Below are 26,426 nucleotides of genomic sequence, written 5' to 3' on the forward strand. Positions count from 1 at the left end.
CTACGGACCTTTCGTGAAACGCAGGCCCCTTTATGTCAACGTCCTTTCTAGAAATTGTCGAGTTGCCTGATGGCCGGATCGAGCTGCGCCGCGCCGAGGATGAAGGTTCCCTGGTGACCCTGGATTTCTCCGAGGATGCCAAGGTGTTTCTGCAAGGACAGCATGTCGAAGTGGCCAAGGCGATGCTCAGCGTGGGCGTGCAGATGGCAGGTCGCCTGGTAGAAGGCGATTTCGAGCGTGACGAGGGGCCGCGGGTCCTTCATTGAGGGCTGTAAGCCCTCAAGACATTGCAGTTTTGACAGGCAAAGCCTGAACATCAGCCGAGGCGGATGTTCAGGCTTTGTGCGTTTCCGGTGGCTGCAGCACGCAACAGTTGCTGGCGGGTGCTGTGGTTGACGTTGCCCAGCCAGCTGACCACGGTGTGGCTGCGGCCCAGGCGCAGGGCTTCGCAAGCCAGTTGCAGGGCAGTCTGGTTGCCGCCGGGTTGCAGCAGCAGGATGCGTTCGCGGTTCAGGCCGGCGTCACGCAGCCAGGCTTGGGTGAGGCTGCCGGGCGGGGCGATCAGGGTCAGCCAGCGGTTGTCGTCTTCTTCGCTGAGTTCGCGCAGGATCGGCGCCAGCAAGCTATGGCAGTGCCCGGCGGCTCCGCGCAGGGCCAGTTCGCTGAACAGCTCGGGCTGGGAGGCCTTGCGGGGTGCTTCTTTGGCTTTGAGCCCCGGCAGGACCGGCTGGGCGAGGAAGGCCTCGAACAGCGGCAACTGGGTGGGCTGGGAAGCTTGGATGAACGGCTGCATGACGCCTCCTGATTCAGCGGCGCAGAACGCCGACGCTCAAGCCCTCGATCACCAGCTCCTGTTCCTTCAGGTCGACTTCGATGGGGGCGAATTCTGGGTTTTCGGCGATCAGCCAGACCTTGTTGCCTTCGCGCTGGAAGCGCTTGACGGTCACTTCGTCGCCGATGCGGGCCACCACCACCTGGCCGTTGCGAGCCTCGCGGGTGGTGTGCACGGCGAGCAGGTCGCCGTCGAAAATGCCGATGTCCTTCATGCTCATGCCGTGTACCCGCAGCAGGTAGTCGGCACGTGGGTGGAAGAACGCCGGGTTGATGTTGCACGACTCCTCGATGTGTTGCTCGGCGAGGATCGGTGCACCTGCGGCCACGCGGCCAATGATCGGCAGGCCGTTTTCCTCGGCCTTGGCTTCAAGGCCCGGAATGCGGATACCGCGGGAGGCGCCTGGGGTCATCTCGATGGCGCCCTTGCGGGCGAGGGCCTTCAGGTGTTCCTCGGCGGCGTTCGGCGACTTGAAACCGAGCTCCTGCGCGATTTCGGCGCGGGTCGGCGGGAAGCCGTTGTCTTCGAGGCAACGTTTGATGAAAGCCAGAATCTCGGCTTGGCGTGGCGTCAGTTTCAGCATGGGCGAGGGCTCTGTCTTTTTATACAGTGACTGGGATTATATACAGTAGCTGGCCGCCTGCAAGCACCGCGCACGCACAATCCTGGCAAAGCCTGCGCATTCAATGCCTTGTGGCTGTGGTTAAATGGGCGACCGCCCGGTCATGGAGCCTTGACAGAAGCAGGGCTGAAACGTATGTTTCAAACAACTGTTTGTCAGGCGGAGTAGTCATGGCCCAATCGGAAACCGTAGAACGCATCCTCGATGCGGCAGAGCAGCTGTTCGCGGAGCGCGGGTTCGCGGAAACCTCGTTGCGGCTGATCACCAGCAAGGCGGGGGTCAACCTGGCGGCGGTGAACTACCACTTCGGTTCGAAAAAGGCCCTGATCCAGGCAGTGTTCTCGCGCTTCCTCGGCCCGTTCTGCGCAAGCCTTGAACGTGAGCTGGAGCGCCGCCAGGGCCGCCCCGAGCAAAAGGCAACGCTTGAAGAGCTGCTGGAAATGCTGGTGGAGCAGGCATTGGCCGTGCAACCGCGCAGCAACAACGACCTGTCGATCTTCATGCGCCTGCTGGGCCTGGCCTTCAGCCAGAGCCAGGGCCACCTGCGCCGCTACCTCGAAGACATGTACGGCAAGGTGTTCCGCCGCTACATGCTGCTGGTCAACGAAGCCGCCCCGCGCATTCCGCCGCTGGAGCTGTTCTGGCGCGTGCACTTCATGCTCGGCGCCGCGGCGTTCAGCATGTCCGGCATCAAGGCCCTGCGCGCCATTGCCGAGACCGACTTCGGCATCAATACCTCGATCGAGCAGGTGATGCGCCTGATGGTGCCGTTTTTGGCCGCCGGCATGCGCGCCGACAGCGGCGTCACCGACGAAGCCATGGCTGCAGCACAGCTGCGCCCGCGCAGCAAAACCAGCGCGCCGGCCAAGGCCTGACACTGGGCGGGGCAGGGCGCTTCGGCTAAGCTAGCGCCCCATGCCCGACCTCGACTTCCTGCACCTTTCTTTCGCTGGCCAGCACCCGCCGGGCTCCACCCGCAGCGAGCTGTGCCTGCGCCGTGGCGATCCGGCCGCACCGGGCCTGCCCGCACATCCAATGAAGGACTCGCTATGACCGCCAGCCTGCAAGGCTCCCTGATGGTGGATATCGCCGGCCACTGGCTCACCGCCGAAGACCGCCACCTGCTGCGCCAGCCTGAAGTGGCCGGCCTGATCATCTTTGCCCGCAACATCGATAGCCCGCGCCAGGTGCGTGAGCTGTGCGCCTCGATCCGCGCCATCCGCCCCGACTTGATCCTCGCCGTCGACCAGGAAGGTGGCCGCGTGCAGCGCCTGCGCCAAGGCTTCGTGCGCCTGCCGGCGATGCGTGCCATCGCCGACAACGCCAACGCCGAGTACCTGGCCGAGCAGTGCGGTTGGCTGATGGCCACCGAGGTGCTGGCCGTGGGCCTGGACCTGAGCTTCGCCCCGGTGCTGGACCTTGACCACCAGCGCAGCGCAGTGGTGGGTAGCCGGGCCTTCGAAGGTAATCCCGAGCGCGCCACGCAACTGGCCGGCGCGTTCATTCGCGGCATGAACGCCGCCGGCATGGCCGCCTGCGGCAAGCACTTCCCCGGGCATGGCTGGGCCGAGGCCGACTCGCACGTGGCCATCCCGGTGGATGAGCGCAGCCTGGAGCAGTTGCGTGCAGCGGACCTTGTGCCGTTTACCCGCCTGAGCGGCCAACTGGCGGCGGTGATGCCGGCCCATGTGATCTACCCGCAAGTGGACAACCAGCCGGCCGGCTTCTCGCGCCGCTGGTTGCAGGAGATTCTGCGCGGTGAGCTGGGCTTTGACGGGGTGATTTTCAGCGACGACCTGTCCATGGCCGGCGCCCATGTGGTGGGCGATGCCGCCAGCCGCATCGAGGCGGCGCTGAGTGCCGGCTGCGACATGGGCCTGGTGTGCAACGACCGGGCGGCTGCGGAGTTGGCCTTGAGCGCGGCGCAGCGCATGAAGGTTACGCCATCGCCGCGCATCGCGCGGATGCGCGGGCAGGGCTTTGCGCGGACCGATTACCGCCAGCAGCCGCGTTGGCTCGAGGCGCTGGGGGCGTTGAAGGACGAGCAACTGGTCGATTGACCCCGCTGGCCTCATCGCGGGCAAGCCCGCTCCTACATGGATCGCATAAGCCTCAGGCCAGCACTGCACCTGTAGGAGCGGGCTTGCCCCGCGATTGAGTCTTACCGGTTTCGCTTGCCTGGCAGCGGCGCGAACAATGCCTCGATCTCAGCATCCCCCAGCCGCCACTGCCCGGCCTGCCCGCCATCAAGCAGTCCGGCCGCCAATGCTGCCTTCTCCTGCTGCAACAGCTGGATCTTCTCCTCCACCGTGCCCCGGGTGATCAGCTTGAACACGAACACCGGCTTGTCCTGGCCGATGCGGTAGGCACGGTCGGTGGCCTGGTTCTCGCTGGCCGGGTTCCACCACGGGTCGTAGTGGATCACGGTGTCGGCGGCGGTCAGGTTCAGGCCGGTGCCGCCGGCCTTGAGGCTGATCAGAAACACCTCGCTGTAGCCGTTCTGGAACTGCTGCACCGGCGCGCGGCGGTCGCGCGTATCGCCGGTCAGCAGGCTGTAGCGGATGCCGCGCTTGAGCAGCTCCTGCTCGATCAACGCCAGCATCGAGGTGAACTGCGAGAACAGCAGCACCTTGCGCCCCTCGCTGAGCAGCTCGCCGAGCATCTGAAGCAGGCTGCCCAGCTTGCCCTTGTCGGCGAAGCTGCCCTTGGTTTCGTCACCCTTCACCAGGCGCAGGTCGCAGCACACCTGGCGCAGCTTGAGCAGCGCGTCGAGGATGACGATCTGGCTGCGTGAGGCGCCGTTGCGGGCGATCTCGTCGCGGACCTTCTTGTCCATCGCCACCCGCACGGCCTCGTAAGTGTCGCGCTGGGCATCGCTCAGCTCGACCCAGTGGACCATCTCGGTCTTGGCCGGCAGTTCGGTGGCCACCTGCTCCTTGGTACGGCGCAGCAGGAACGGGCGGATGCGCCCGGCCAGGTGTGCCATGCGCTCGGCGTCGCCGTGGCGCTCGATGGGGGTGCGGTAGTCGTGGCTGAAGCGCTTGCTGTCGCCCAGCCAGCCGGGCATCAGGAAGTGGAAGATCGACCACAGCTCGCCCAGGTTGTTTTCCATCGGCGTGCCGGTCAGGCACAGGCGCTGGCTGGCCTGCAGCTCGCGCACGGCGTGGGCGGCCTTGCTGGTGGCGCTCTTGATGTTCTGCGCCTCGTCCAGCACCAGCAGGTGCCAGGGCTGGGCCTTGAGGTGTTCGAGGTCGCGCGGCACCAGGGCGTAGGTGGTCAGCACCAGGTCGTACTCGTCCAGCGCGGCGAAGTGCTTGTTGCGGCCCGGGCCATGCAGGGCCAGTACGCGCAGTCCGGGGGCAAAGCGCTGGGCCTCGTCGAGCCAGTTGGGCACAAGGCTGGTGGGCATCACCGCCAGGGCGGGATTGTTCAGGCGCCCGGCTTCTTTTTCCAGCAGCAGGTGGGCGAGGGTCTGCAGGGTCTTGCCCAGGCCCATGTCGTCGCCGAGGATGCCGCCGGTGCCCATTTCGCGCAGCGCCTGCAGCCAGTTCAGGCCCTGCTGCTGATAGGGGCGCAGGGTAGCATTCAGGCCCTTGGGTGGCTCCACCTGCAGGTCGCGGGCATCGCGCAGGCGCCGGCCCAGGTCGCGTACCTGGGCGCCGCCTTCCCACAGCAGCGGCAGACCTTCGATGTCGTTCAGGCGCGCGGCATCGGCGCGCTCCATGCGCAGGCTGGGGCCGACTGCATCCTCGTGCAGGTACAGCTCGCCCAGGGTACCCATCACCGCCTTGATGCGGCCGTAGGGCAGGGCGACGCGCAGCGTCGGGGCGTCGTGGCGGGCGCGGTTGAGGTCCAGCAGCAGGTGTTCGTCGTCGCTGCGCCGGGCCAGCTCGCTGGGGCGCAGCAGCTCGGGGTTGGCGCGCAGCAACTGCAGCACGATCGGCAGCAGGCTGTGGCGCTGGCCGTCGACCACGATGCCCAGCTCCAGGTCGAACCATTCGTGACCCGGCGCCTCGTCGATGCTGGCGTACCAGTCGTCCACCTCGTGCAGGTTGAAGGCAAAGTCGCGGTGCACGTCGATCACCCAGCCGGCTTCGCGCAGCTTGCCTAAGCCTTCGCGGGCAAAGCGCAGCCAGGCTTCGTCGTCGGGCAACTGGAGCATTTCACCGGCGCTGTCGGGCAGCGCCTTGCTCTGCCGGGTGGCGGGCTTGAAGCCAAAGTCGCGCAGGGCCTTGCGCAGGGCTTGTTCGGCTTGGGGCTGGCGGCGGATGCGCTGGCTGGTGTTGCCGGCCAGGCGGGTCAGCGGCTTGTCGTCGCTGCCGCTGGCGCGCAGGCCGTCGTAGTCGAAGGCCAGCGCGGCGCGATGCTGCATCTGGCGCTGCATGCGCCCGGTCTTGGGCATGTAGGCACTGAATTCAAGGCTGCCCAGGGTCAGGTGGGCAACCGGCTGGAGGTCGTCGAGCAGTTGTTCGTCCAGGGTGGTCGGGGTGGGGAGCTGATGGTTCAAGGCATTGAGCTTGTGGCTGAGGGGCACCACCAGGTGTTCGGGAACATCGGGTGCCAGGGTCAGTTGCTGGGCAATATGCGGGTCGAGGCTATGGCCGACCTTGCCGATTTCGCGGGTGAGGTAGTCGAAGTAATACAGCGGCAGCAGTGGCAGCACGCAACGCAGCGGTTCATCGCCGTGGTACCAGATACCGACATAGTTGCCGTTGTCCTGGCGCACCCAGCGGAACTCGGCCTGGCGCGTGGGGCCTTGAAGTAGCAGCGGCAAGCTTTCGTCGTAGAGCATGCGGCCGGTATCCAGCGCGCGCTGCAGCAGTTCGCCGCCTTCCTGGCCTTTGAGCGGGTAGCCGCGCTCGGCGCCGCTGGGCAGGTTCTGTGCTGCCAGCAGGCGCAGGATGCGGATGTCTTCTTCCTGCACGAAGCGTGGCGGCTCGTAGAGAAATTCGTACAGCGACTGCACCCGGCTGTAGCGGATGCCGTTTTCGTCGCGGGTGCCCTTGCGCACGCGCAGGGCGCAGCCATCGTCGGTCAGGCGCAACTGGTAGCAGACCATGCGTCCGCGCTTTTCTTCCTGGCCGCTTTGCTCGGTGGCCTGCGGCGGCTCCAGGCCCTTGAGCCAGCGCTGCAGGTTGGCCGGCAGGGCATCGTCCAGGCCGTCACCGTCAGCTTCGCTTGCGGCCAGGTGATAGAGCACCGCTGCGCAGTGCTTGCAGTTGTAGCCCACCGGGCAACTGCAGCGGCCATTGACGTGGCACTGGCGGCCTTGCACAGTGAGCTCGATGCGCTGGCGGTACACCTGGCCCTGGCTGCCGCGGCAATGGGCTTCGATGCCCTTCAAGTCGCAGCGGCTGAGCTCGATGCGGTCCTCGCTGGCATAGCGTTCGCCGCGTTGCAGCGCGGGGCCTGCGAACGAGCGGGTCCAGCCCGGGTACTCACCCAGCAGCTTGCGCAGCTCGCCCTGGCTCACATCACTGCTCCATCATCTCCGGGTCCATCACTGGCATCTTGCGCATGCCGGCAGGGCTTACCTTGATCAGCACGGCCAGGTGGCCGCCGTCGAGGAAGGTCAGCTGCCCGGCCTTCATGTTGCTGTTGCTCTGCTTGAACTGCTCGCTGCGCACCACGCTGCCGTTGCTGTCGAGCTGGTTGACCCAGAGGTTGGCGTCAACGGCTATGAAGCGGCTCTCCTTGATGCTCAGGTTGCCTTCGATGGGGAAGTGGCCGAACTGCTCGTCGCCGGCACTGATGGCGACGCTTTCGCCCTGTTGCTGCCAGGCCTTGTGCAGCAGCACGGTGTAGTCGGCGGTGGCCTGCAGGCGGGTGGCCTCGTCAGCCAGCATGGGCGGGCGTTCGGCGGCCTTGTCCAGCCGCGGGGCGCCGGCGCTCCAGTTTTCCGGGGCGAACGGGCTGGTGAAGGCCGGCACGGCGTTCTGCCGCACCAGGAGCATTTCCACCTGATACGGGCCTGCGGCGAAGGCCGCCGGCGCAATCAGCGACAGCAGCAGGGTCAGGCAACGGATGGCGCGCATGAAGCTTCCTTAAGTGGTCTGTGGGGCGAGGCGCTCGAACAGCGCCTCCAAGGTATTGAAGCGTTCTTCGGGGCGTTCCATCGGCACCAGGAAGCGGAACTGGGTCGCGCCTTCGAACTTGTAGCGTTTCGGTTGGCCCTGGATCAGCTTGATCAGGGTCAGCGGGTCGACCGGCGTTTCGGCCTCGAACTCCAGCTTGCCGCCGTTGGGGCCGGCATCGACCTTCTTGATGCCGAGCTTCTCGGCCTGCAGCTTGAGCAGGGTCAGGCGCATCAGGTTCTTGGTCGGCTCGGGCAGCAGGCCGAAGCGGTCGATCATCTCCACCTGCAGGTCTTTCAAGCCTTCTTCATCGGCGGCCGAGGCGATGCGCTTGTACAGGATCAGCCGCGCATGCACATCGGGCAGGTAGTCCTCGGGGATCAGCGCCGGCAGGCGCAGGTTGATCTCCGGGCCGCCGCCCAGCGGTTGCTCGAGGTTGGGCTGGGTGCCCTTGCGGATCGCCTTGACCGCGCGCTCGAGCATTTCCATGTACAGCGTGAAGCCCACCGCCTGGATCTGCCCGCTCTGGCCTTCGCCCAGCAGTTCGCCGGCGCCGCGGATCTCGAGGTCGTTGGTGGCCAGTACAAAGCCTGCGCCCAGGTCTTGCGTATTGGCGATGGCTTCCAGGCGTTTTTCGGCGTCGCTGCTGATTTGCTGGCGCGGTGGCGTGAGCAGGTAGGCGTAGGCCTGGTGGTGGCTGCGCCCGACCCGGCCGCGCAGCTGGTGCAGCTGGGCCAGGCCGAACTTGTCGGCGCGCTCGATGACGATGGTGTTGGCGCTGGGCACGTCGATGCCGGTTTCGATGATGGTCGAGGCGATCAGCACGTTGAAGCGCTTGTGATAGAAGTCGCTCATCACCTGTTCGAGCTCGCGCTCGCGCATCTGCCCGTGGCCGATGCCGATGCGCGCCTCGGGCACCAGCTCGGCCAGGTCGGCGGCGCATTTTTCGATGGTTTTCACATCGTTGTGCAGGTAGTACACCTGGCCGCCGCGCAGCAGCTCACGCAGCAGGGCTTCCTTGACCGTGCTCTTGTTCTGCTCCATGACGAAGGTGCGCACCGACAGGCGCCGCGCCGGCGGCGTGGCGATGATCGACAAATCGCGCATGCCCGACACCGCCATGTTCAGGGTGCGCGGGATCGGCGTTGCGGTGAGGGTGAGGATGTCCACCTCGCTGCGCAGGGCCTTGAGCTGTTCTTTCTGGCGTACCCCGAAGCGGTGTTCTTCGTCGATGATCGCAAGGCCCAGGTCCTTGAAGCGCACATCGTCCTGCAGCAGCTTGTGGGTGCCGATGAGGATGTCGATCTTGCCTTCGGCCAGCTCCGCCGCTGCGGCTGCGACTTCCTTGGCGGACTTGAAGCGGCTCATCACCTCGACCTTCACCGGCCATTCGGCAAAGCGATCGCGGAAGCTGTTGTAGTGCTGCTGGGCGAGCAGGGTGGTGGGTACCAGCACCGCCACCTGGCGGCCGCTGTGCACGGCGATGAACGCCGCGCGCATGGCCACTTCGGTCTTGCCGAAGCCAACGTCGCCGCACACCAAGCGGTCCATCGGCTGGCCGGCGAGCATGTCGGCGCGCACCGCTTCGATGGCGGCCTGCTGGTCGGGGGTTTCTTCGAACGGGAAGCCGGCGCTGAAGGTGGCGTAGTCAGCGGCCGGGTCGGCAAAGGCATAGCCCTTGCGCGCGGCGCGGCGGGCATAGATGTCGAGCAGCTCGGCGGCCACGTCGCGCACCTGCTCGGCGGCCTTGCGCTTGGCTTTCTGCCAGGCTTCGGAGCCCAGCCGGTGCAGCGGCGCCAGGGCGTCGTCGCTGCCGGTGTAGCGGGCGATCAGGTGCAGGTTGGCCACCGGCACGTACAGCTTGGCGTTTTCGGCGTATTCGAGGGTGAGGAACTCGGCGGCCTGGCCGTCGATTTCCAGGGTGGCCAGGCCCAGGTAGCGGCCCACGCCATGGTCGATGTGCACCACCGGCGCGCCTTCGCGCAGCTCGGTGAGGTTCTTGATGACTGCGTCGTTGGCGGCCTCGCCGCGTTTTTCGCGGCGCCGGCGCTGCATCACCCGCTGGCCGAACAGCGGGCTCTCGGCTACCAGCGCCAGTGCCGGGTCGTCCAGCAGCAGGCCGTCGTCCAGCGGGGCGATGGTGATGGCCAGGCGCTCGTTGCCGGTGACGAAGTCGGCCCAGTTTTCGACAGTCCTGGGGCGTAGTTTCAGGCGTTCGAGCAGCTCCAGCAGCACTTCGCGCCGGCCGGCGGACTCGGCGGTGAACAGCACCCGGCCGCTGAACTGGTCGAGGAAGTTGGACAGCTCCGCCAGCGGCTGGTTGGCCTTGGCCTCGATGGCAAGGTTAGGCAGGGCGCGGGCCGGGAAGCGCTCGCGCCCGGCGCCGGCATCGATATCCTCGGCGCTGACCACCACCCGCGGCCATTGTTTGAGGCGGGCGAAGCAGTCTTCCACCGGCATGAACAGTTCGGCGGGCGGCAGCAGCGGCCGGCTGAGGTCGCCGCGGCGGTCTTCATAGCGGCCGCGCACGTCGTTCCAGAAGTGCTCGGCGGCCTGCTCCACGCCCGGCAGCGAGAACACCTGAGTGTTGGCCGGCAGGTAGTCGAACAGGGTGGCGGTTTCTTCGAAGAACAGCGGCAGGTAGTACTCGATGCCGGCGGGGATGATGCCGCTGGTCAGGTCCTGGAAGATCGCGCTGCGGCGAAAATCCACATCGAAGCGCTCGCGGAAACGCGCCTTGAAGCGCGTCACCTCGTCCTTCTGCATGGGGAACTCGCGGGCCGGCAGCAGGCGGATCGAGTCGACCTTGTCGATCGAGCGCTGGGTCTCGGGGTCGAAGGTGCGCAGGGTTTCGATCTCGTCATCGAACAAATCGATGCGATAAGGCGCCTTGCTGCCCATCGGGAACAGGTCGATCAGCGCGCCGCGCACGGCGAATTCGCCATGCTCGTACACCGTATCGACGCAGCGGTAGCCGCTGGCCTCGAGCCGGGTGCGCATCTGCTCCACATCGACCTTCTGGCCCACGTCCAGCACCAGGCTGCTGCCCAGCAAAAAGCGCGTGGGGGCCAGGCGGTGCAGGGCGGTGGTCACCGGCACTACAAGGATGCCGTGGTCCAGCTCCGGCAGCCGGTACAGGCTGGCGATGCGCTGCGAGATGATGTCCTGGTGCGGCGAAAACAGGTCGTAGGGCAGGGTTTCCCAGTCGGGGAAGGGCAGCACCGGAAGCTCGGGCGCAAAGAAGCGCAGCTCCTGCTCCAGGCGGTCGGCCGCCTGGCTGTCGGCGGTCAACAGCAGGGTAAAGCGGCCGGCGCTGCTGGCGGCTTCGGCGATGGCAAGGCTCAGGGCGGCACCTGGCAGGTTGCCCCAGGTTTGTTTGCCGGCCGTGGCCGACATTTGCGGTAGGCGCAGAACTGACACGGGAGATTGGACTCCAAGCGTTGCGGCAAAGAGGTCGATTGTACCGGTGACGGCGCGCGCTGTCAGGCTTGAAAGGGCCTGATGACGGGGGTTGTGGCCGGCGACAGGCGCTCATTGCCCGATACGCCGCGGGGCGTCATAATGTAGCCCCTTTTTTGTTCCCCTACATGTGGAAGGTTACCGTGACTCAGAAGCCCGACCAGTGTCTTGGTGAGTGGATCGATCGTGAAGCTTTGGCTGAAGCGATGATCCCGCTTATCGGTCAGCTCTACCGCAACAACAACGTGGTGAGCTCGATCTATGGCCGCAGCCTGATCAACCGTTCGGTTATCTCGATCCTCAAAGCGCACCGCTTTGCCCGTCACCGTCAAACTGACGAAACCGAACTGTCCGTCCACGAGACATTCCCCCTGCTCAAGGCCATGAGCGAGCTGAAACTGGGCGCCGCATCGGTCGACCTGGGCAAGCTGGCCAACAAGTTCAAGCAAGAGGGCAACGGCCGCAGCGCCGAGCAGTTCGTGCGTGACGAGCTGGCTGAGGTGGTTGGCCAACAGAGCGCCAACGCACGTAAGGGCACCGACGTCGTGCTGTACGGTTTCGGCCGCATCGGCCGCCTGCTGGCGCGCATCCTCATCGAAAAAACCGGTGGTGGCGACGGCCTGCGCCTGCGCGCCATCGTCGTGCGCAAGGGCGCCGAGAACGACCTGACCAAGCGTGCCAGCCTGCTGCGCCGCGACTCGGTTCACGGCCCGTTCGACGGCACCATCGTCATCGATGAAGAAAACAACACCATCACCGCCAACGGCAACCTGATCCAGGTCATCTACGCCAAGAGCCCGAGCGAAGTCGACTACACCCAGTACGGCATCAACGATGCGCTGATCGTCGACAACACCGGTGTATGGCGTGACGCCGACGGCCTGGGCCAGCACCTGGCCTGCCCGGGCGCTGCCCGCGTCATTCTGACCGCACCTGGCAAGGGCGCGCTGAAGAACATCGTGCACGGCATCAACCACGGCGACATCACTGCCGATGACAAGATCATCTCGGCAGCTTCGTGCACCACCAACGCCATCGTGCCGGTGCTCAAGGCCATCAACGACCAGTACGGCATCGTCAACGGCCACGTCGAAACCGTTCACTCGTTCACCAACGACCAGAACCTGATCGACAACTTCCACAAGGGCAGCCGTCGTGGCCGCGCCGCGCCGCTGAACATGGTCATCACCGAAACCGGTGCTGCCACTGCCGCTGCCAAGGCACTGCCAGTGCTCAAGGGCAAGCTGACCGGCAACGCAATCCGCGTTCCGACGCCAAACGTGTCGATGGCCATTCTCAACCTGAACCTTGAGAAAGCCACCAACCGCGAAGAGCTGAACGAGTACCTGCGCCAGACCGCCATGCACTCCGAGCTGCACAAGCAGATCGACTACGTCAGCTCCCAGGAAGTGGTTTCCACCGACTTCGTCGGTTCGCGCCACGCCGGTGTGGTTGACGCCGAGGCGACCATCGTCAACGACAACCGCGTTGTGCTGTACGTCTGGTACGACAACGAGTTCGGCTACAGCTGCCAGGTGGTTCGCGTGATGGAAGACATGGCCGGTGTGAACCCGCCAGCGTTTCCACGCTGATCCGCTTGTAATGCGTTGAACAAACGGGAACCTTCGGGTTCCCGTTTTTTTTGCCTGGCCTTTGCGCTGGCCTGTACCGGCCTCTTCGCGGGCAAGCCCGCTCCCACAGGGACTGCGCGGGCCCTGGGTGCGGCGCTATCCTGTGGGAGCGGGCTTGCCCGCGAAGAGGCCAGGCGCGATGACTGAGAGTTCGAACGTGCGTGCAGCCCTGTTTTTTGTTCTTGCTCTGCTTGCAGCCTGCAACCAAGGCCCCACCCTCGAGCACTTCGGCGGCCCGACCATGGGCAGCAGCTACAGCATCCAGTACGTACGCAAACCCGACGGCCCGGCCCCGGCGCAGGTGCAGGCCGAGGTCGAGGCCATCCTGCAGGCCATCGACGCCCACTATTCCACCTATCGCGCCGACTCCACCGTCAGCCGCTTCAACCAGTTACCCGCCCACCAGTGCCTGGCCATCGATGACGACATGCTCGAACTGGTCACCTTCGGCCAGTACCTGGCGCAGCAGAGCCAGGGCGCCTTCGACCTCACCGTCGAACCGCTGCTCGATGCGTGGGGCTTCGGCCCCCAGGCCCGCGAGATGCATGTGCCCGACCCCCAGGCCCTGGCCCGCGCGCGCCAGCGGGTGGGCTACGCTCACCTGCGCATCGAAGGCCACAAGCTGTGCAAGGATGCCGCCATCGAACTGGACTTCAACAGCATCGCCGCCGGCCACGCGGTCGACCTGATCGCTGCGCGCCTTACCGCCATGGGTATCGACAGCTTTCTCGCCGAAGCCACCGGCGAGCTCAAGGCGGTGGGCCGCAAGCCCGACGGCAGCGCCTGGCGGGTGGCGCTGGAACTGCCACGCGAAGACCGCCAGGTCGCCCGCCAGGTTATTGCCGTGCAAGGCCTTTCGGTGTCGACCTCGGGTGACTATCGGCATTATTTCGAGGACAATGGCCGGCGCTATTCGCACACCTTCGATGCCCGCCTCGGGCGCCCGGTCGAGCATGACCTGGCCGCAGTGACGGTGCTCGAGGGTTCGGCCCTGCTGGCCGACGGTTATTCCACACTGCTGCTTGTTCTGGGGCCAGAGCGCGGTTGGGATTACGCCATCGCCCACGGCATTGCCGCGGTGTTGGTGACCCGGGCCGAGGGTGGCTTCGTCTCCCGTAGCACGCCCGCATTCGAACGGGCGGTGAAAGGCGAATGAAAGGCAAGGCACGGATGATCGCCGCCAGGGAATCGGCGCAATACATGTAGTGCAGGCAACAGTGGCCTACGACGCGACCAAGGGTTAATGTGCGCGGCGTTCACGCTTGATTAGACTGCACCCGAATTTTCGCATGGCGCCGCTGGCGTCATGATCGCGCCCCGCGAGCCACCGTGACTCGCGGGCCAGTTCTGAAGGAGTACGCATGGCTGTCTACAACTACGACGTAGTGGTGCTGGGTTCCGGCCCCGCCGGTGAGGGCGCGGCAATGAACGCCGCCAAAGCAGGGCGCAAGGTGGCCATGGTCGATAGCCGTCGCCAGGTCGGTGGCAACTGCACTCACTTGGGTACCATCCCGTCCAAGGCGCTGCGTCACTCCGTGCGGCAGATCATGCAGTTCAACACCAACCCGATGTTCCGCGCCATCGGCGAGCCGCGCTGGTTCTCCTTCCCAGACGTGCTGAAAAGCGCCGAGAAGGTGATCAGCAAGCAGGTGGCTTCGCGCACCGGCTACTATGCCCGCAACCGCGTCGACGTGTTCGTCGGCACCGGCAGCTTCGCCGACGAGCAAACCATCGAAGTGGTCTGCCCCAACGGTGTGGTCGAAAAGCTCAACGCCAAGCACATCATCATCGCCACCGGTTCGCGCCCGTACCGCCCGGCCGATATCGACTTCAACCACCCGCGCGTCTACGACAGCGACACCATCCTCAGCCTCAGCCACACTCCGCGCAAGCTGATCGTCTACGGCGCCGGGGTGATCGGTTGCGAGTACGCCTCGATCTTCAGCGGCCTGGGTGTGCTGGTCGAGCTGGTGGACAACCGCGGCCAGTTGCTGAGCTTCCTGGACTCGGAAATCTCCCAGGCCCTGAGCTACCACTTCAGCAACAACAACATCACCGTACGCCACAACGAGGACTACGAGCGGGTTGAAGGGCTGGACAACGGGGTGATCCTGCACCTGAAGTCGGGCAAGAAGATCAAGGCCGACGCCTTGCTGTGGTGCAACGGCCGTACCGGCAACACCGACAAGCTGGGCCTGGAAAACATCGGCATCAAGGTCAACAGCCGCGGGCAGATCGAAGTGGACGAGAACTACCGCACCAGCGTGCCGAACATCTACGGCGCCGGTGACGTGATCGGCTGGCCAAGCCTGGCCAGCGCCGCCCACGACCAGGGCCGCTCGGCTGCCGGCAGCATCGTCGACAACGGCAGCTGGCGCTTCGTCGATGACGTGCCTACCGGAATCTACACCATTCCGGAGATCAGCTCGATCGGCAAGAACGAGCAGGAACTGACCCAGGCCAAGGTGCCTTATGAGGTGGGCAAGGCCTTCTTCAAGAGCATGGCCCGGGCGCAGATCGCTGGCGAGCCGCAAGGCATGCTGAAGATCCTGTTCCACCGCGAAACCCTGCAGATCCTCGGTGTGCACTGCTTCGGCTACCAGGCTTCGGAAATCGTCCACATCGGCCAGGCGATCATGAACCAGCCGGGCGAGCTGAATAACCTGAAGTACTTCGTCAACACCACCTTCAACTACCCGACCATGGCCGAAGCCTATCGGGTAGCTGCCTACGACGGCCTGAATCGGCTTTTTTGAGCGGCTCCGGCCGGTGGCCTGAGCCGGTCGGGGAGACCGATTTCAGCCCTACCCGAGGGTGGTCTTGGCCAAACCGGGAAAGTCTGTAATCAGGCTGTCCACGCCAAAGTCAGCGAGCCGGCGCATCAGTGCCGGTTCGTTGACCGTCCACACCGACACGTGCAAACCCTGCTTCTGGGCCTTGATCAGGCGCTCGGGAGTGCACAGCGTCCAGTTCAATGCCAGCAGCTCGCAGCCGTAGTTCTGCGCGACCTTCAGTGGGTCGAGCCAGGCGTATTCGGCCACCAGCCCGCGTTTTACGTCCGGTACCAGCTCAAGCGCTGCGCCCAGCACCTCGCGTGAGCTGGAGGTGATGGTGACCTTGTCCAGCAAACCGTGCTCCAAGGCCAGTTCGCGGATCGCCAGCACGGTGCTGGCGGCGCGGGTGCGCGAGGCGCTCTTGACCTCCAGCTGCCAGTGCTCGAACGGGCATTTCTCGAACAGCTCTTCCAGTTTTGGGATGGGGCAGGGCTGCACGTGGCCCGGCCCGCCCTTGCGCGCGTCGTAGGTGACCAGGTCGGCGGCAGTGTGCTCCACCACCTTGCCGCGCCGGCCGGTGGTGCGCTTGAGCGTCGGGTCGTGGATCACCATCAGTTCGTTGTCCGAAGACAGGTGCAGGTCCAGTTCACAGCGGGTCACGCCGTGGGCCAGGCACTGCTGGAAGCTCTTCAGGGTGTTTTCGGGTGCTTCGCCCTTGGCGCCGCGGTGGCCGTAGATCAGGGTCACGTTCGTTCCTTCAAATCAGGGGGGAAGTGGGCTCAGGAGGCAGGATCGTTCTGTTCCAGTGCCTGGCGCCGTTGTTGCTGCTGGCGCTGGAGGATATAGCGGGCCAGCAACTGGCGCTGGGCGTCGGTCATGTCGGTGAACTCGGTGCCCACCTCGAAGCTGCCGTCCGGGCGGCGGTCGCAGTGGGTGACCTTGCCGCGCAGCAGCAAGCCATGGGCGCGGGGCATCAGCACCATTTTTACCTTCACCCGGGAGCCGGCGGCGATTGGCTGCTGCTGTGCGAACTCGATGCCGCCTTCGGAGATGATCACCGGTATCGGCGCTTCGATTTCGCCGATCAGGGTGTGCGCCACCACTGCGCTGAGCAGGTCGAGGCGTTTGTTCTGCGCGCGCAAAAAGGCGGCGAGGGTGCGGTCTTTCTCGCTCAACTGGCGCAGCAGGTGCTGCGACTCGAAGTCGGACAGGTGCAGTTCGCTGAGCAGGTTGAACAGCGGCGAATCATCCTGCAACAGTTCTGTTTCAAGGGCTTCGGCCGCGCTGAGGGGGCTGATTTGAAGTGCGATCCGATCTTCGATGCGGTAGTATTCGCGGCGATCTTCTTCGTCTAATGTCGTCATGGCGAACCCAAGGTTACGGCGGTGGTCCGAGTGTAAAGCCGCCGTAGGCGCCTCGCCACAAGGACGTTCCCTTTCATCCGAACAAGCCCCGACATGTTCAGACCTCTTTTCGTATTCATTGGTACGCGTTACACCCGTGCCAAGCGTCGCAACCATTTCGTTTCGTTCATTTCGCTCACCTCGATGATCGGCCTCGCCCTGGGCGTGGTGGTGATGATCGTGGTGCTCTCGGTGATGAACGGCTTCGACCACGAGATGCGTACCCGCGTGCTGGGCATGATCCCGCACGCCACGCTGGAGACCGGCCAGCCGATCAACGACTGGCAGGCCCTTGCCTCTAAAGTAAAGCAGAATCCGCAGGTGGTGGCGGTTGCGCCGTTCACCCAGATGCAGGGGCTGCTGACGCACCAGGGCAAGGTGCAGAAGGTGCTGCTCAACGGGGTCGACCCCAACCGCGAGCGCGATGTGTCGATCATCGACAACTTCGTGCGCGAGGGCAGCCTGGATGCGCTGGCGCCTGGTGAGTGGGGCATCATGATCGGCGACAAGGCCGCGCAGAAGCTCGGCGTGGGCGTGGGTGACAAGCTCACCTTCGTCGCCCCCGAGGTCAGCGTGACCCCGGCCGGCATGTTCCCGCGCATGAAGCGCTTCACGGTGGTGGGCATCTTCCATGTCGGGGCCGGTGAAATCGACGGCTACCTCGGTTTGACCAACATCACCGACCTGTCCCGCCTGCACCGCTGGAAGCCCGACCAGGTACAGGGCCTGCGCCTGAAGTTCGACGACCTGTTCCAGGCCCCGCGCGCGGCCTGGGCCATCGCCCAGCAGTTGGGCGAGCAGGAGTTCTACCCGCGTGACTGGACCCGCACCCACGGCAACCTGTACCAGGCCATCCGCATGGAAAAATCCATGATCGGCCTGCTGTTGCTGCTGATCGTCGCGGTGGCGGCGTTCAACATCATTTCCACCCTGGTGATGGTGGTCAACGACAAGCGCGGCGACATCGCCATCCTGCGTACCCTCGGCGCCACGCCGGGGCAGATCATGGCCATCTTCATGGTCCAGGGCACGGTGATCGGCGTGGTCGGCACGCTGATCGGCGCGGTGCTGGGCATTCTCGGTGCGCTCAACGTCAGCGCGGCGATTGCCGGCATCGAGAGGCTGATCGGGCACAAGTTCCTCAACGCCGACGTGTATTTCATCGATTACCTGCCGTCGCAGATCCAGGCCCAGGACGTGTACATGGTCTGTGGCGCAGCATTGGTCCTGAGTTTCTTCGCAACCCTCTACCCGGCCTGGCGCGCCTCGCGCACCCAGCCTGCAGAGGCGCTACGTTATGAGTGAGTCGCGCATGAGTGATAAAGCCGTGTTGAGTTGCCGCAACCTTGGCAAGAGCTACGACGAGGGCCCGGAATCGGTGCAGGTGCTGTCGGGGCTAAACCTCGAACTGCACCCCGGTGAGCGGGTGGCCATCGTCGGAAGTTCCGGTTCGGGCAAAAGCACCTTGCTCAACCTGCTCGGCGGCCTCGACACCCCCACCCAAGGCAGCGTCTGGCTGGCCGGTGAAGAGCTGTCGGCGCTGGGCGAACGTGCCCGCGGCCTGCTGCGCAACCGTGCGCTGGGCTTCGTTTACCAGTTCCACCACCTGCTGCCCGAATTCACCGCCTTGGAAAACGCCTGCATGCCGCTGCTGATCGGCCGCACGCCAATCCCCGAGGCCCGCGAGCGCGCCGAAGCGCTGCTCAAGCGGGTAGGGCTGGGCCATCGCCTTAACCACAAACCGGCCGAGCTGTCCGGTGGTGAGCGCCAGCGCGTGGCCATCGCCCGTGCCCTGGTTAACCGCCCGGGCCTGGTGATGCTCGACGAGCCCACCGGCAACCTCGACCACCACACCGCCCAGGGTATCCAGGAGCTGATGCAGGAGCTGTCGAGCCACTCGCAGACCGCCTTCCTGGTGGTGACCCACGACCTCAGCCTGGCACGCCAGATGGACCGCGTGCTGAGCCTCGAAGACGGGCGACTGGTGGCGATCTGAGCCGCTTGAGCGGGGTGCTCTGAAGCGCCCCGATCCACTATTTCATTGGGTGTTCCAGTTCATGTTCAGACCCTTGCCCTTGTTCATCGGTGCTCGCTACACCCGTGCCAAGCGCCGCAACCACTTCATCTCGTTCATTTCGATGACCTCGATGATCGGCCTGTCCCTTGGCGTGCTGGCGATGATCACGGTGTTGTCGGTGATGAACGGCTTCCAGCGCGAGATGAGCTCGCGGGTGCTGGGCCTGGTGCCCCATGCCGCGATCCTCGGCGAGCAGCCGCTGGATGACTGGCGCAAAGTGGCCGCCGCCGCCGAAGGCAACCCGGCAGTGATGGCCGCAGCGCCCATCACTGAAATGGAAGGCATGCTCTCGTACCGCGGGGCGATGCAGCCGATTCAGGTGGCCGGCATCGACCCGGCCGAAGAGGGTAAGGTCTCCATCGTTACCCAGCACATCGTCCAGGGCAGCTTGCAGGACCTGGTGCCGGGTGAATACGGCGTGGTGATCGGCGAGCTGACCGCACGGCGTTTTCGCCTGAATACCGGCGACAAGCTGACCTTGATCGTGCCTGAGGTGAGCAACGAGCCAGGTGGTATCACCCCGCGCATGCAGCGCCTGACCGTGGCTGGCATTTTCAAGGTGGGCGCCGAGCTGGATGGCTCCCAGGCCTATATTCACATCGCCGACGCCGCCGAAATGCAGCGCTGGGCCCCGGGCCAGGTGCAGGGTGTGCGCCTTAAGCTGCACGACCTGTACGCAGCACCGCAGGTGTCCAAGGCGATTGCCGCCGGGCTCGGCCAGGGTTACCGCGCCGATGACTGGTCGCACACCCAGGGCAGCCTGTTCAGCGCCATGAAGATGGAGAAGACCATGATCGGCCTGTTGCTGATGATGATCATCGCGGTGGCGGCGTTCAACATCATCGCCACTCTGGTGATGGTGGTGAACGACAAGGGCCCGGACATCGCCATTCTGCGCACCATCGGCGCCACGCCTTCGCAGATCATGGGCACGTTCATGGTCCAGGGCAGCCTGATCGGCATCGTCGGTACGTTGATCGGCGGCGTGCTTGGGGTGATTCTGGCGATCAACGTAAGTGCGGTGGTCGGCTGGCTGGAGCGGGTCAGTGGCCAGCATATCTTCACTTCCGACATCTACTTCATCAGCAGCCTGCCGTCGGAGCTGCAATGGGGGGATGTGGCGCTGATCTGCACGGCGGGGCTGGTGATGAGCTTCCTGGCGACCATCTACCCTGCATACCGCGCTTCCCAGGTGGAGCCGGCGATGGCCTTGCGTTACGAGTAAGGCGCTGTAGCACCATCGCGGGGCAAGCCCGCTCCCACGTCTGGGTGAATGCAATGGCGTGGGAGCGGGCTTGCCCCGCGATGCTTTCAGGCCAGCTCGATCTCGAACCGCGTCCACCCTTGCGAACACTGCGCCCGAATGCGCCCGCCATGGGCCTGCACGATCGAGCGGGTGATCGCCAGCCCTAACCCTGCATGCTCGCTGCTGCCCTCCTGGCGCGCCGGGTCGGCCCGGTAGAAGCGGTCGAACAGCCGCTCCAGTTGCTCAGGCTGGATGGCCGGGCCGGTGTTGGCCACGCTGATGCTTGGCCCTTCACTTAAAGTCACGCGTATTTCGCCCCCAGCCGGGGTAAAGCGCAGGGCGTTGTCCAGCAGGTTCGACAACGCCCGGCGCAGCATGTGCCGGTCACCCTCGAAGCCCGCCGCACCCTCGCGCAGCAACTGCACGCCGGCCTCTTCGGCCAATGGTGCGTAGTACTCCAGCAAGGCATCGACCTCGGCCTCCAGCGCCAGTGGCTGGCGGCTGGGCATCAGCAGGCCGTGGTCGGCCTTGGCCAGGTAGAGCATGTCGTTGACCAGTTGGGCCATCCATTGCAACTCCTCCAGATTGCCGTGCAGTGCCTCGCGGTACTCCTCTAGGCTGCGCGGGCGGGTGAGGGTGACCTGGGTGTGGGTCAGCAGGTTGGACAGCGGCGTACGCAGCTCGTGGGCGATGTCGGCGCTGAACGCCGACAGGCGCTGGAAGGCATCGTCAAGGCGCTGCAGCATGGCGTTGACCGTGCCAGCCAGCTCGGCCAGCTCTTCGGGCATCTGTTCCACCGGCACGCGGGTGGTCAGCGAGCGTGCGTTGACGCTGGCGGCCACCTTGCCCATCTGGCGCAACGGCTTGAGCCCGCGGCGCGCGGCCCAGGCGCCCAACAGCGCGGTGGCCAGGGCCGACAGCCCGACGGTGAGCCAGATCAGCCGTTGCATGCCCTGCAGGAAGTGCTGGTGGTGGGTGATGTCGAGAAACAGGGTCAGCTGCGGCGCGCCGGGCGGGATGTCGGCCAGCGCGGTGGTCAGGCTGCGGTAGTCGGTATTGCTGGCGTGCACGGTGGCCATGCCCGGGCGGCGCGGGTCGTCGGGCAGGCCGGTGCGGCTTTCGAACCAAAGTGTGCCATCGCCGCCGCGTACGCGCAGGGCCAGGTCGGACTGATGGCTCAGTTCGTTGAGCACTGCCGGCAGGCGCGTTTGCAGTAATTGTGCGCTGGTGGCGCCGTCCAGCAGGCTGCGCATCAGTGACAGGCGCCCGCTGAGCAGTTGCTGGTCGAGTTCGACGAAGTGCTGCGCGCTGGCGCGGCTGAACAGTAGGCCGGCCCCCAGCGACACGCTGGCGGTGCAGGCGGCGAACAGCAGCGCCAGGCGTGCACCCAGTGACAGGCGGCGCATCAGTCGGCGCGCTCTTCGAGCACGTAGCCCATGCCGCGCACGGTATGGATGAGTTTGAGCGGGTGCGCATCGTCGATTTTCAGGCGCAGGCGCCGGATGGCCACCTCGATCACGTTGGTGTCGCTGTCGAAGTTCATGTCCCACACCTGCGAGGCGATCAGCGACTTGGGCAGCACCTCGCCCTGGCGGCGCAGCAGCAGTTCGAGCAGGGCGAACTCCTTGGCGGTCAGGTCGATGCGTGCGCCGGCCCGTTCGGCGCGGCGGCGGATAAGGTCCAGGCGCAGGTCGGCCAGGGTCAGGGTATTGTCCTGGCTGGCGCTGGCGCCACGACGCAACAGGGTGCGCACTCGCGCCAGAAGCTCGGAGAAGGCGAAGGGTTTGACCAAGTAGTCGTCGGCGCCCAGCTCCAGGCCGTGCACACGGTCCTCGACCGCATCGCGGGCGGTGAGGAACAGCACAGGCGTGCCCAGCCCGGCGTCGCGCACCGCCTGCAGGATCTGCCAGCCGTTGCGCCCCGGCAGCATCACATCGAGGATCAGCAGGTCGTGGTCGCCGGTAAGGGCCAGGAACTGGCCGGTTTCGCCGTCGGCGGCCAGTTCCGTGGTAAAGCCTGCTTCGCTCAGGCCCTGGGCCAGATACTGGCCGGTCTTGGCCTGGTCTTCGACGATCAAGAGTTTCATGGGCGGTTCACTGTTTCAAAGCCTTGAGCGGCAGCGGGGGGTGTTGGCGAAATGATACGTGACGATCCCGCTGCCTGGCCAAGCTGACAAAGTTGTAATCTGCCTGTCAGCCAGCTGCCAGCCGGGCTTTCTGAAAATGGCAGCATTCCCCGCACGCTCCGGAGCCACCCCATGAAACACCTGTTCCTCACCGCCGCCCTCGCGTTGGTCAGCCTGCCGACCCTGGCAGGCAGCTTTGCCTTCGGCGAGCCGGCGCCGGCCAGCAAGGCCACCCGCACCGTCGAGGTGCTGCTCAAGGACATCGCCTTCGAACCGAAAAGCCTGCAGGTAAAGGCCGGTGAGACGGTACGCTTCGTGCTGATCAACCAGGGCCAGTTGCCCCACGAATTCAACCTGGGCGACAAGGCCATGCATGCCGAGCACCAGAAAGAGATGGTCGCCATGCAAGGCAAGCTGTTCACTGCGGGCATGAACCACGAAGGCATGGACCACGGCCAGATGGGCCATGGTGATGGCCATGGCCACAGCGCTGGCAACACCGTACTGGTGCAGCCCGGCCAGCGTGCCGAACTGACCTGGACCTTCAGCAAGTCTGCCCCCATCGAGTTCGCCTGCAACGTGCCCGGGCACTACCAGGCCGGCATGGTCGGGCCGCTGACCATCGAGTGAGTTGCGCTCCAAGGCGGGGTGCAAAACCGGTAGACTAGGGGCAATTTCGAACCTCTAGGTCAGTTTCCATGCATCCCGCCGCCGAACATTCCCCGCTGGGCAAGTCCAGCGAATACGTCGCCACCTACTCCCCCGAGCAACTGTTCCCCATCCCGCGCCTGGCCAAGTGGGCCGAGCTGGGCGTCAGCGGCGATGCGCTGCCTTGGCAGGGCGTGGACTTCTGGAACTGCTTCGAGCTGTCGTGGCTGCTGCCTTCGGGCAAGCCGGTGGTGGCCATCGGTGAGTTCGCCATCCCTTGCGATTCGCCGAACATCATCGAGTCGAAGTCGTTCAAGCTGTACCTCAACTCGCTGAACCAGACCGTGTTCGAGTCGATCGAGGCGTTGCAGGCATGCCTGGTCAAGGACTTGTCTGCCGCTGCCGGCAAGCCGGTCGCGGTCAAGGTCAGCACTCTTGCAGAAGTTGAAGCCCAGGGCGTAACCGCCTTGCCGGGCCTGTGCATCGATGCGCTGGATGTGAGCATCAGCAACTACGAGCAACCGCAGCCCGAGTTGCTGCGCTGCGCGGCGGACCGCGTAGTTGAAGAAACCGTGCACAGCCACCTGCTCAAATCCAACTGCCCGGTGACCGGCCAGCCGGACTGGGGCAGTGTGGTGGTGGAATACAAGGGCAAAGCGCTGGACCACGCCAGCCTGCTGACTTACCTGATCAGCTTCCGCCAGCATGCCGACTTCCACGAACAGTGCGTGGAGCGCATTTACCTGGACTTGAAGACGCTGCTGCAGCCGGAGCACCTGACTGTGTATGCGCGCTATGTGCGCCGCGGCGGGCTGGACATAAACCCGTACCGCAGCACCGGGCCGGTCAGCCCGCAGAATGTGCGGTTGGTGCGCCAGTAAGAAAAAAGCCAGGAACGCCGCACCCTGTAGGAGCCGGCTTGCCGGCGATGGCGCCGGTGGCCCTGATGCAAACCCTGGGTTTGCAGGCCAGGCCCAATCACCGGCAAGCCGGTTCCTACAGGGGAGGGCGGGTCGTCAGATACCCATGCTATGCAGCGAGTTGGCGATGCTGCGCAGGGTGGCGGTGAGGTCGGGGTGGTCGGCTTCGAAGCGTTCGATGGCCAGGTTCACGCCATCCACCACGTTGTTGTCCGGTGTGGCTTCCTCGAGCTTGAGCTGTGCCTCGATCTGCCGGGCTTCTTCGTGGAGCGCGGCCAGCTCCTCGTCCGATAGCGGCACGTTGCGGTCCAGTTGCTCGCGCAGGCTGTTCAGGCGTTCTTGCAGTTCGCGGGCAGGCATTGTTCGTACTCCATCAATGGCTTGGCAAGGCATGGACCTCAGCGAAGCGGCAAAGGTTCGTACCTGCCTTGTAGCGTAATCCACCTGTGGCTGCTTTGCATGACCCCCGTCAACGCCGATGTGTCAGGGTTTTTCGCCCTTGTGCCGGCGCAGGGCGATGTCGGCAAGGCAGGTGTCGAGCGACTCCAGGTGGTCGATCACCGAATGCACGCCCAGGTTGAACAGCTCGACCGTGGCCTTGCCCCGGGCCAGTTCCTGCTCCTGGGCGGTCATTGCCTGCCACTGGCTGGAGCTGAGGTCGCAGGACGGGCTGCAAGCCGCCAGGCCCACCGTCCACAGCCCGGCGTTCAGGCCCGACTGCAGCAGCAGCGGCTCGCCGCTGACCAGCACGCAGCCTTCCACCCGCGCGCTTTGCAGCGCCATCAGGGCCTGCCAGCAGGCGTTCGGCGCCGGCCATTTGCAACCGTTGGCCGGCTGGCCGGGCAGCCAGTCAGGCAGTACCTGGGTGAGTTGCCGGCCCTGGGCCGGGCTCAGGTTGTCGAGCCAGATGCAGGGCACCTGGCGGGCGCGCAGGCTGGCGAGGGATTCGAGGGCGCCGGGGGCGGGCAGGGGCGTGCCGTCCGCGGCCTGGACCAGGCAGCCGCGCAAGCCGAACAGCACAGCGGTGGGGGCGGGTGCATCGTGCATGGTCACTTCCCTGAAATACACCACAGGCTAGCCAGGCTTTGTTACCGGCAGATGACCCGCAACAGTTGTTCACAAAATGTTGAGCAAAAGTGTGTGAAGCTATTAAACAGCGAACAAGCCATTATACTGGCCCTTTGACCCGCAGCGCCCACGGGCGGCTGCAGACCTGAATTCCGATGGAGAAACATCTATGCGTAGGATCGGTGCCGGCGTGATCGAGCGAATCACCCAGGCCTGTGTCTGCGCCAGCCTGTTGCTGGCGCCCGTGGCAGCTACCCAGGCCGCCACCGAGGACGACCCCTGGGAGACGGTCAACCGCCCGATCTTCAGGTTCAACGACACCCTGGACACCTACGCCTTCAAGCCACTGGCCCAGGGCTACCAGGCGGTCACCCCGCAATTTCTCGAAGATGGCATCCACAACATCTTCCGCAACCTGGGTGATGTCACCAATCTGGCCAACAACGTGCTGCAGCTCAAACCACGTGCGGCAGGCATCGACACCGCGCGTTTGATCGTCAACACCACCTTCGGGCTGGGCGGCTTCTTCGACGTGGGCACCAAGATGGGCCTGCAGCGCAACGACGAAGACTTCGGCCAGACTCTCGGCTACTGGGGCGTGCCCAGCGGCCCGTACGTGGTGATTCCGCTGCTTGGCCCAAGCACCGTGCGTGACGGCCTGGCCAAGTACCCGGACACCTACACCGAACCCTACCGCTACATCGACCACGTGCCGACCCGTAATACGATCTTCGCCGTGGATGCGGTCGACACCCGTGCCAGCCTGCTCTCGGCCGAGAAGCTGATGCAGGGCGACAAGTACATCTTCATCCGTAACGCCTACCTGCAGAACCGCGAGTTCAAGGTCAAGGATGGCGAGGTCGAGGACGACTTCTAAGCCACCATCGCCGGCAAGCTGGCTCCTACAGGTAACTCCACCCCTGTAGGAGCGGCCTCGTGCCGCGAAAGGGCTGCGCAGCAGCCCCGGGATCTCGGCATCATGCAAAATGCTGGGGCTGCTTTGCAGCCCTTTCGCGGCACGAGGCCGCTCCTACAGTCCCCAGCATGGCTTGGCCTCGGGTACCCTCAATGCATGGCCAGTATGCGCAGCCCGAACTTCTGCGCGCCCCCCGGCTGGTCGGCGATCCACACCACTTCGGTACTGGCCTGCAGGCCCTTGAGCGCGGCCAGCTCCGAATCGATGCGCACATCCAGATGATCACCCACCTGAAAGCGCTGCGGCGCCTCTACCTGCATGCCGCTGCTGGACAGGTCGATGCAGGTGGCGGCGATCACCTGGCCCTCGTGCAGCAGGGTCACTTCGGTGTCGACGCGCATGCGGATGAAATCGCGTTTCTCGCTGTAATCACGCTGGGACATGCCGGCATCCTTCATTCTGGTTGCACTGGACGGCTTTCTTATAACGCTGTGCGATTTGCCCTGTCAAAGTGCTGGAAAGTCTACCTTCCTGCGCTTGAAACGCCAGGCGGATGGGAGTACCGTCAGCGCCTTACAGGGCACCTCCCTATTTGCCGGACCAGTCTTCTTGTCCTACAACTCAAATAGAG

25 protein-coding genes are annotated in these 26,426 nt (G+C 65.0%); 13 read left to right on the top strand and 12 right to left on the bottom strand.

Annotation, left to right across the window (positions count from 1 at the left end; genetic code table 11):
- The first annotated feature begins 32 nt into the window (after nt 1-32).
- Nucleotides 33-266 carry a hypothetical protein gene (locus KSS93_RS11890; protein WP_186517230.1) on the top strand — a complete coding sequence of 78 codons (234 nt, stop codon included), beginning with the start codon at nt 33-35 and terminating at the stop codon, nt 264-266.
- A gap of 50 nt (nt 267-316) precedes the next feature.
- On the opposite strand, the gene sulA is transcribed toward KSS93_RS11890, so the two are convergent.
- Both sulA and lexA read right to left on the bottom strand, forming a co-directional pair.
- Complete coding sequence (gene sulA, locus KSS93_RS11895) at nt 317-793, bottom strand: SOS-induced cell division inhibitor SulA (protein ID WP_217888425.1); 477 nt, start codon at nt 791-793, stop codon at nt 317-319.
- A 13-nt stretch (nt 794-806) separates the two neighbouring features.
- A complete protein-coding gene (lexA, locus tag KSS93_RS11900) occupies nt 807-1,415 on the bottom strand; it encodes a transcriptional repressor LexA (protein WP_217842563.1) in 609 nt (202 codons plus the stop codon).
- 209 nt (nt 1,416-1,624) lie between these two features.
- Here lexA and KSS93_RS11905 point away from each other — a divergent pair, with 209 nt between their 5' ends.
- From KSS93_RS11905 to nagZ, 3 genes are read left to right on the top strand one after another with little or no spacing between them, the layout of a single operon-like run.
- Nucleotides 1,625-2,329 carry a TetR/AcrR family transcriptional regulator gene (locus KSS93_RS11905; protein ID WP_217842564.1) on the top strand — a complete coding sequence of 235 codons (705 nt, stop codon included), beginning with the start codon at nt 1,625-1,627 and terminating at the stop codon, nt 2,327-2,329.
- A gap of 40 nt (nt 2,330-2,369) precedes the next feature.
- Nucleotides 2,370-2,507: a hypothetical protein gene (locus tag KSS93_RS11910; RefSeq protein WP_217888426.1), complete on the top strand. Its 138-nt coding sequence runs from the start codon at nt 2,370-2,372 to the stop codon at nt 2,505-2,507.
- An 8-nt stretch (nt 2,508-2,515) separates the two neighbouring features.
- Complete coding sequence (nagZ, locus tag KSS93_RS11915) at nt 2,516-3,514, top strand: beta-N-acetylhexosaminidase (protein ID WP_217888716.1); 999 nt, start codon at nt 2,516-2,518, stop codon at nt 3,512-3,514.
- 101 nt (nt 3,515-3,615) lie between these two features.
- On the opposite strand, the gene KSS93_RS11920 is transcribed toward nagZ, so the two are convergent.
- From KSS93_RS11920 to mfd, 3 genes are read right to left on the bottom strand one after another with little or no spacing between them, the layout of a single operon-like run.
- A complete protein-coding gene (locus tag KSS93_RS11920; RefSeq protein ID WP_217888427.1) occupies nt 3,616-6,927 on the bottom strand; it encodes a DEAD/DEAH box helicase in 3,312 nt (1,103 codons plus the stop codon).
- A 1-nt stretch (nt 6,928) separates the two neighbouring features.
- Nucleotides 6,929-7,489, bottom strand: a complete 561-nt coding sequence (locus KSS93_RS11925) for a CsiV family protein (protein WP_217888428.1) — start codon at nt 7,487-7,489, stop codon at nt 6,929-6,931.
- A 9-nt stretch (nt 7,490-7,498) separates the two neighbouring features.
- On the bottom strand, nt 7,499-10,948 hold the full coding sequence (gene mfd / locus KSS93_RS11930; RefSeq protein WP_217888429.1) for a transcription-repair coupling factor: 3,450 nt from the start codon (nt 10,946-10,948) through the stop codon (nt 7,499-7,501).
- A 167-nt stretch (nt 10,949-11,115) separates the two neighbouring features.
- Here mfd and KSS93_RS11935 point away from each other — a divergent pair, with 167 nt between their 5' ends.
- From KSS93_RS11935 to sthA, 3 genes are all read left to right on the top strand, one after another.
- The gene (locus tag KSS93_RS11935) at nt 11,116-12,579 is read left to right on the top strand and encodes a glyceraldehyde-3-phosphate dehydrogenase (protein ID WP_217888430.1); all 1,464 of its coding nucleotides are present in this window, start codon (nt 11,116-11,118) and stop codon (nt 12,577-12,579) included.
- Between the two features lie 196 nt (nt 12,580-12,775).
- Nucleotides 12,776-13,774, top strand: a complete 999-nt coding sequence (locus KSS93_RS11940) for an FAD:protein FMN transferase (RefSeq protein ID WP_217888717.1) — start codon at nt 12,776-12,778, stop codon at nt 13,772-13,774.
- Between the two features lie 205 nt (nt 13,775-13,979).
- Nucleotides 13,980-15,374: a Si-specific NAD(P)(+) transhydrogenase gene (gene sthA, locus KSS93_RS11945; RefSeq protein ID WP_217888431.1), complete on the top strand. Its 1,395-nt coding sequence runs from the start codon at nt 13,980-13,982 to the stop codon at nt 15,372-15,374.
- A 48-nt stretch (nt 15,375-15,422) separates the two neighbouring features.
- Here sthA and KSS93_RS11950 read toward each other — a convergent pair whose 3' ends face one another.
- Together KSS93_RS11950 and KSS93_RS11955 are read right to left on the bottom strand one after the other, a co-directional pair.
- Entirely contained in the window at nt 15,423-16,139 is a 717-nt protein-coding gene (locus tag KSS93_RS11950) for a glycerophosphodiester phosphodiesterase (RefSeq protein ID WP_217888432.1), read from the bottom strand.
- A gap of 32 nt (nt 16,140-16,171) precedes the next feature.
- The gene (locus tag KSS93_RS11955) at nt 16,172-16,756 is read right to left on the bottom strand and encodes a PilZ domain-containing protein (protein ID WP_217888433.1); all 585 of its coding nucleotides are present in this window, start codon (nt 16,754-16,756) and stop codon (nt 16,172-16,174) included.
- Nucleotides 16,757-16,849: 93 nt separating this feature from the next.
- Between KSS93_RS11955 and KSS93_RS11960 the strand changes: the two genes are divergently transcribed.
- From KSS93_RS11960 to KSS93_RS11970, 3 genes are all read left to right on the top strand, one after another.
- On the top strand, nt 16,850-18,100 hold the full coding sequence (locus KSS93_RS11960) for a lipoprotein-releasing ABC transporter permease subunit (RefSeq protein WP_217888434.1): 1,251 nt from the start codon (nt 16,850-16,852) through the stop codon (nt 18,098-18,100).
- Between the two features lie 7 nt (nt 18,101-18,107).
- Nucleotides 18,108-18,791: a lipoprotein-releasing ABC transporter ATP-binding protein LolD gene (gene lolD, locus KSS93_RS11965; protein WP_217842574.1), complete on the top strand. Its 684-nt coding sequence runs from the start codon at nt 18,108-18,110 to the stop codon at nt 18,789-18,791.
- A gap of 61 nt (nt 18,792-18,852) precedes the next feature.
- The gene (locus KSS93_RS11970) at nt 18,853-20,097 is read left to right on the top strand and encodes a lipoprotein-releasing ABC transporter permease subunit (protein ID WP_217888435.1); all 1,245 of its coding nucleotides are present in this window, start codon (nt 18,853-18,855) and stop codon (nt 20,095-20,097) included.
- A gap of 86 nt (nt 20,098-20,183) precedes the next feature.
- On the opposite strand, the gene KSS93_RS11975 is transcribed toward KSS93_RS11970, so the two are convergent.
- Nucleotides 20,184-21,527 (bottom strand): heavy metal sensor histidine kinase, encoded by a 1,344-nt coding sequence (locus tag KSS93_RS11975; RefSeq protein ID WP_217888718.1) that lies wholly within the window; start codon nt 21,525-21,527, stop codon nt 20,184-20,186.
- Entirely contained in the window at nt 21,524-22,204 is a 681-nt protein-coding gene (locus KSS93_RS11980; RefSeq protein WP_217888436.1) for a heavy metal response regulator transcription factor, read from the bottom strand. The genes KSS93_RS11975 and KSS93_RS11980 overlap by 4 nt, the downstream gene beginning before the upstream one ends.
- 171 nt (nt 22,205-22,375) lie before the next feature.
- Here KSS93_RS11980 and KSS93_RS11985 point away from each other — a divergent pair, with 171 nt between their 5' ends.
- Nucleotides 22,376-22,873 (top strand): cupredoxin domain-containing protein, encoded by a 498-nt coding sequence (locus tag KSS93_RS11985; RefSeq protein ID WP_217888437.1) that lies wholly within the window; start codon nt 22,376-22,378, stop codon nt 22,871-22,873.
- A 68-nt stretch (nt 22,874-22,941) separates the two neighbouring features.
- Entirely contained in the window at nt 22,942-23,772 is an 831-nt protein-coding gene (gene queF / locus KSS93_RS11990) for an NADPH-dependent 7-cyano-7-deazaguanine reductase QueF (RefSeq protein WP_217888438.1), read from the top strand.
- 135 nt (nt 23,773-23,907) lie between these two features.
- Here queF and KSS93_RS11995 read toward each other — a convergent pair whose 3' ends face one another.
- Both KSS93_RS11995 and pcrP read right to left on the bottom strand, forming a co-directional pair.
- Nucleotides 23,908-24,171, bottom strand: coding sequence for a DUF4404 family protein (locus tag KSS93_RS11995; RefSeq protein WP_027919578.1), 264 nt, complete (start codon nt 24,169-24,171; stop codon nt 23,908-23,910).
- Nucleotides 24,172-24,294: 123 nt separating this feature from the next.
- Nucleotides 24,295-24,858 carry an HAD superfamily inactivated hydrolase PcrP gene (gene pcrP / locus KSS93_RS12000; protein ID WP_217888439.1) on the bottom strand — a complete coding sequence of 188 codons (564 nt, stop codon included), beginning with the start codon at nt 24,856-24,858 and terminating at the stop codon, nt 24,295-24,297.
- Nucleotides 24,859-25,048: 190 nt separating this feature from the next.
- On the opposite strand from pcrP, the gene KSS93_RS12005 reads away from it, so the two are divergent.
- Nucleotides 25,049-25,756 carry an MlaA family lipoprotein gene (locus KSS93_RS12005; RefSeq protein WP_217888440.1) on the top strand — a complete coding sequence of 236 codons (708 nt, stop codon included), beginning with the start codon at nt 25,049-25,051 and terminating at the stop codon, nt 25,754-25,756.
- A 188-nt stretch (nt 25,757-25,944) separates the two neighbouring features.
- Here the strand turns inward: KSS93_RS12005 and KSS93_RS12010 are convergent, their stop codons facing one another.
- The gene (locus KSS93_RS12010; RefSeq protein WP_217888441.1) at nt 25,945-26,238 is read right to left on the bottom strand and encodes a PilZ domain-containing protein; all 294 of its coding nucleotides are present in this window, start codon (nt 26,236-26,238) and stop codon (nt 25,945-25,947) included.
- Between the last annotated feature and the right edge of the window lie 188 nt (nt 26,239-26,426).

Source organism: Pseudomonas xanthosomatis (assembly GCF_019139835.1).
GTDB classification, from domain to species: domain Bacteria; phylum Pseudomonadota; class Gammaproteobacteria; order Pseudomonadales; family Pseudomonadaceae; genus Aquipseudomonas; species Aquipseudomonas fakonensis.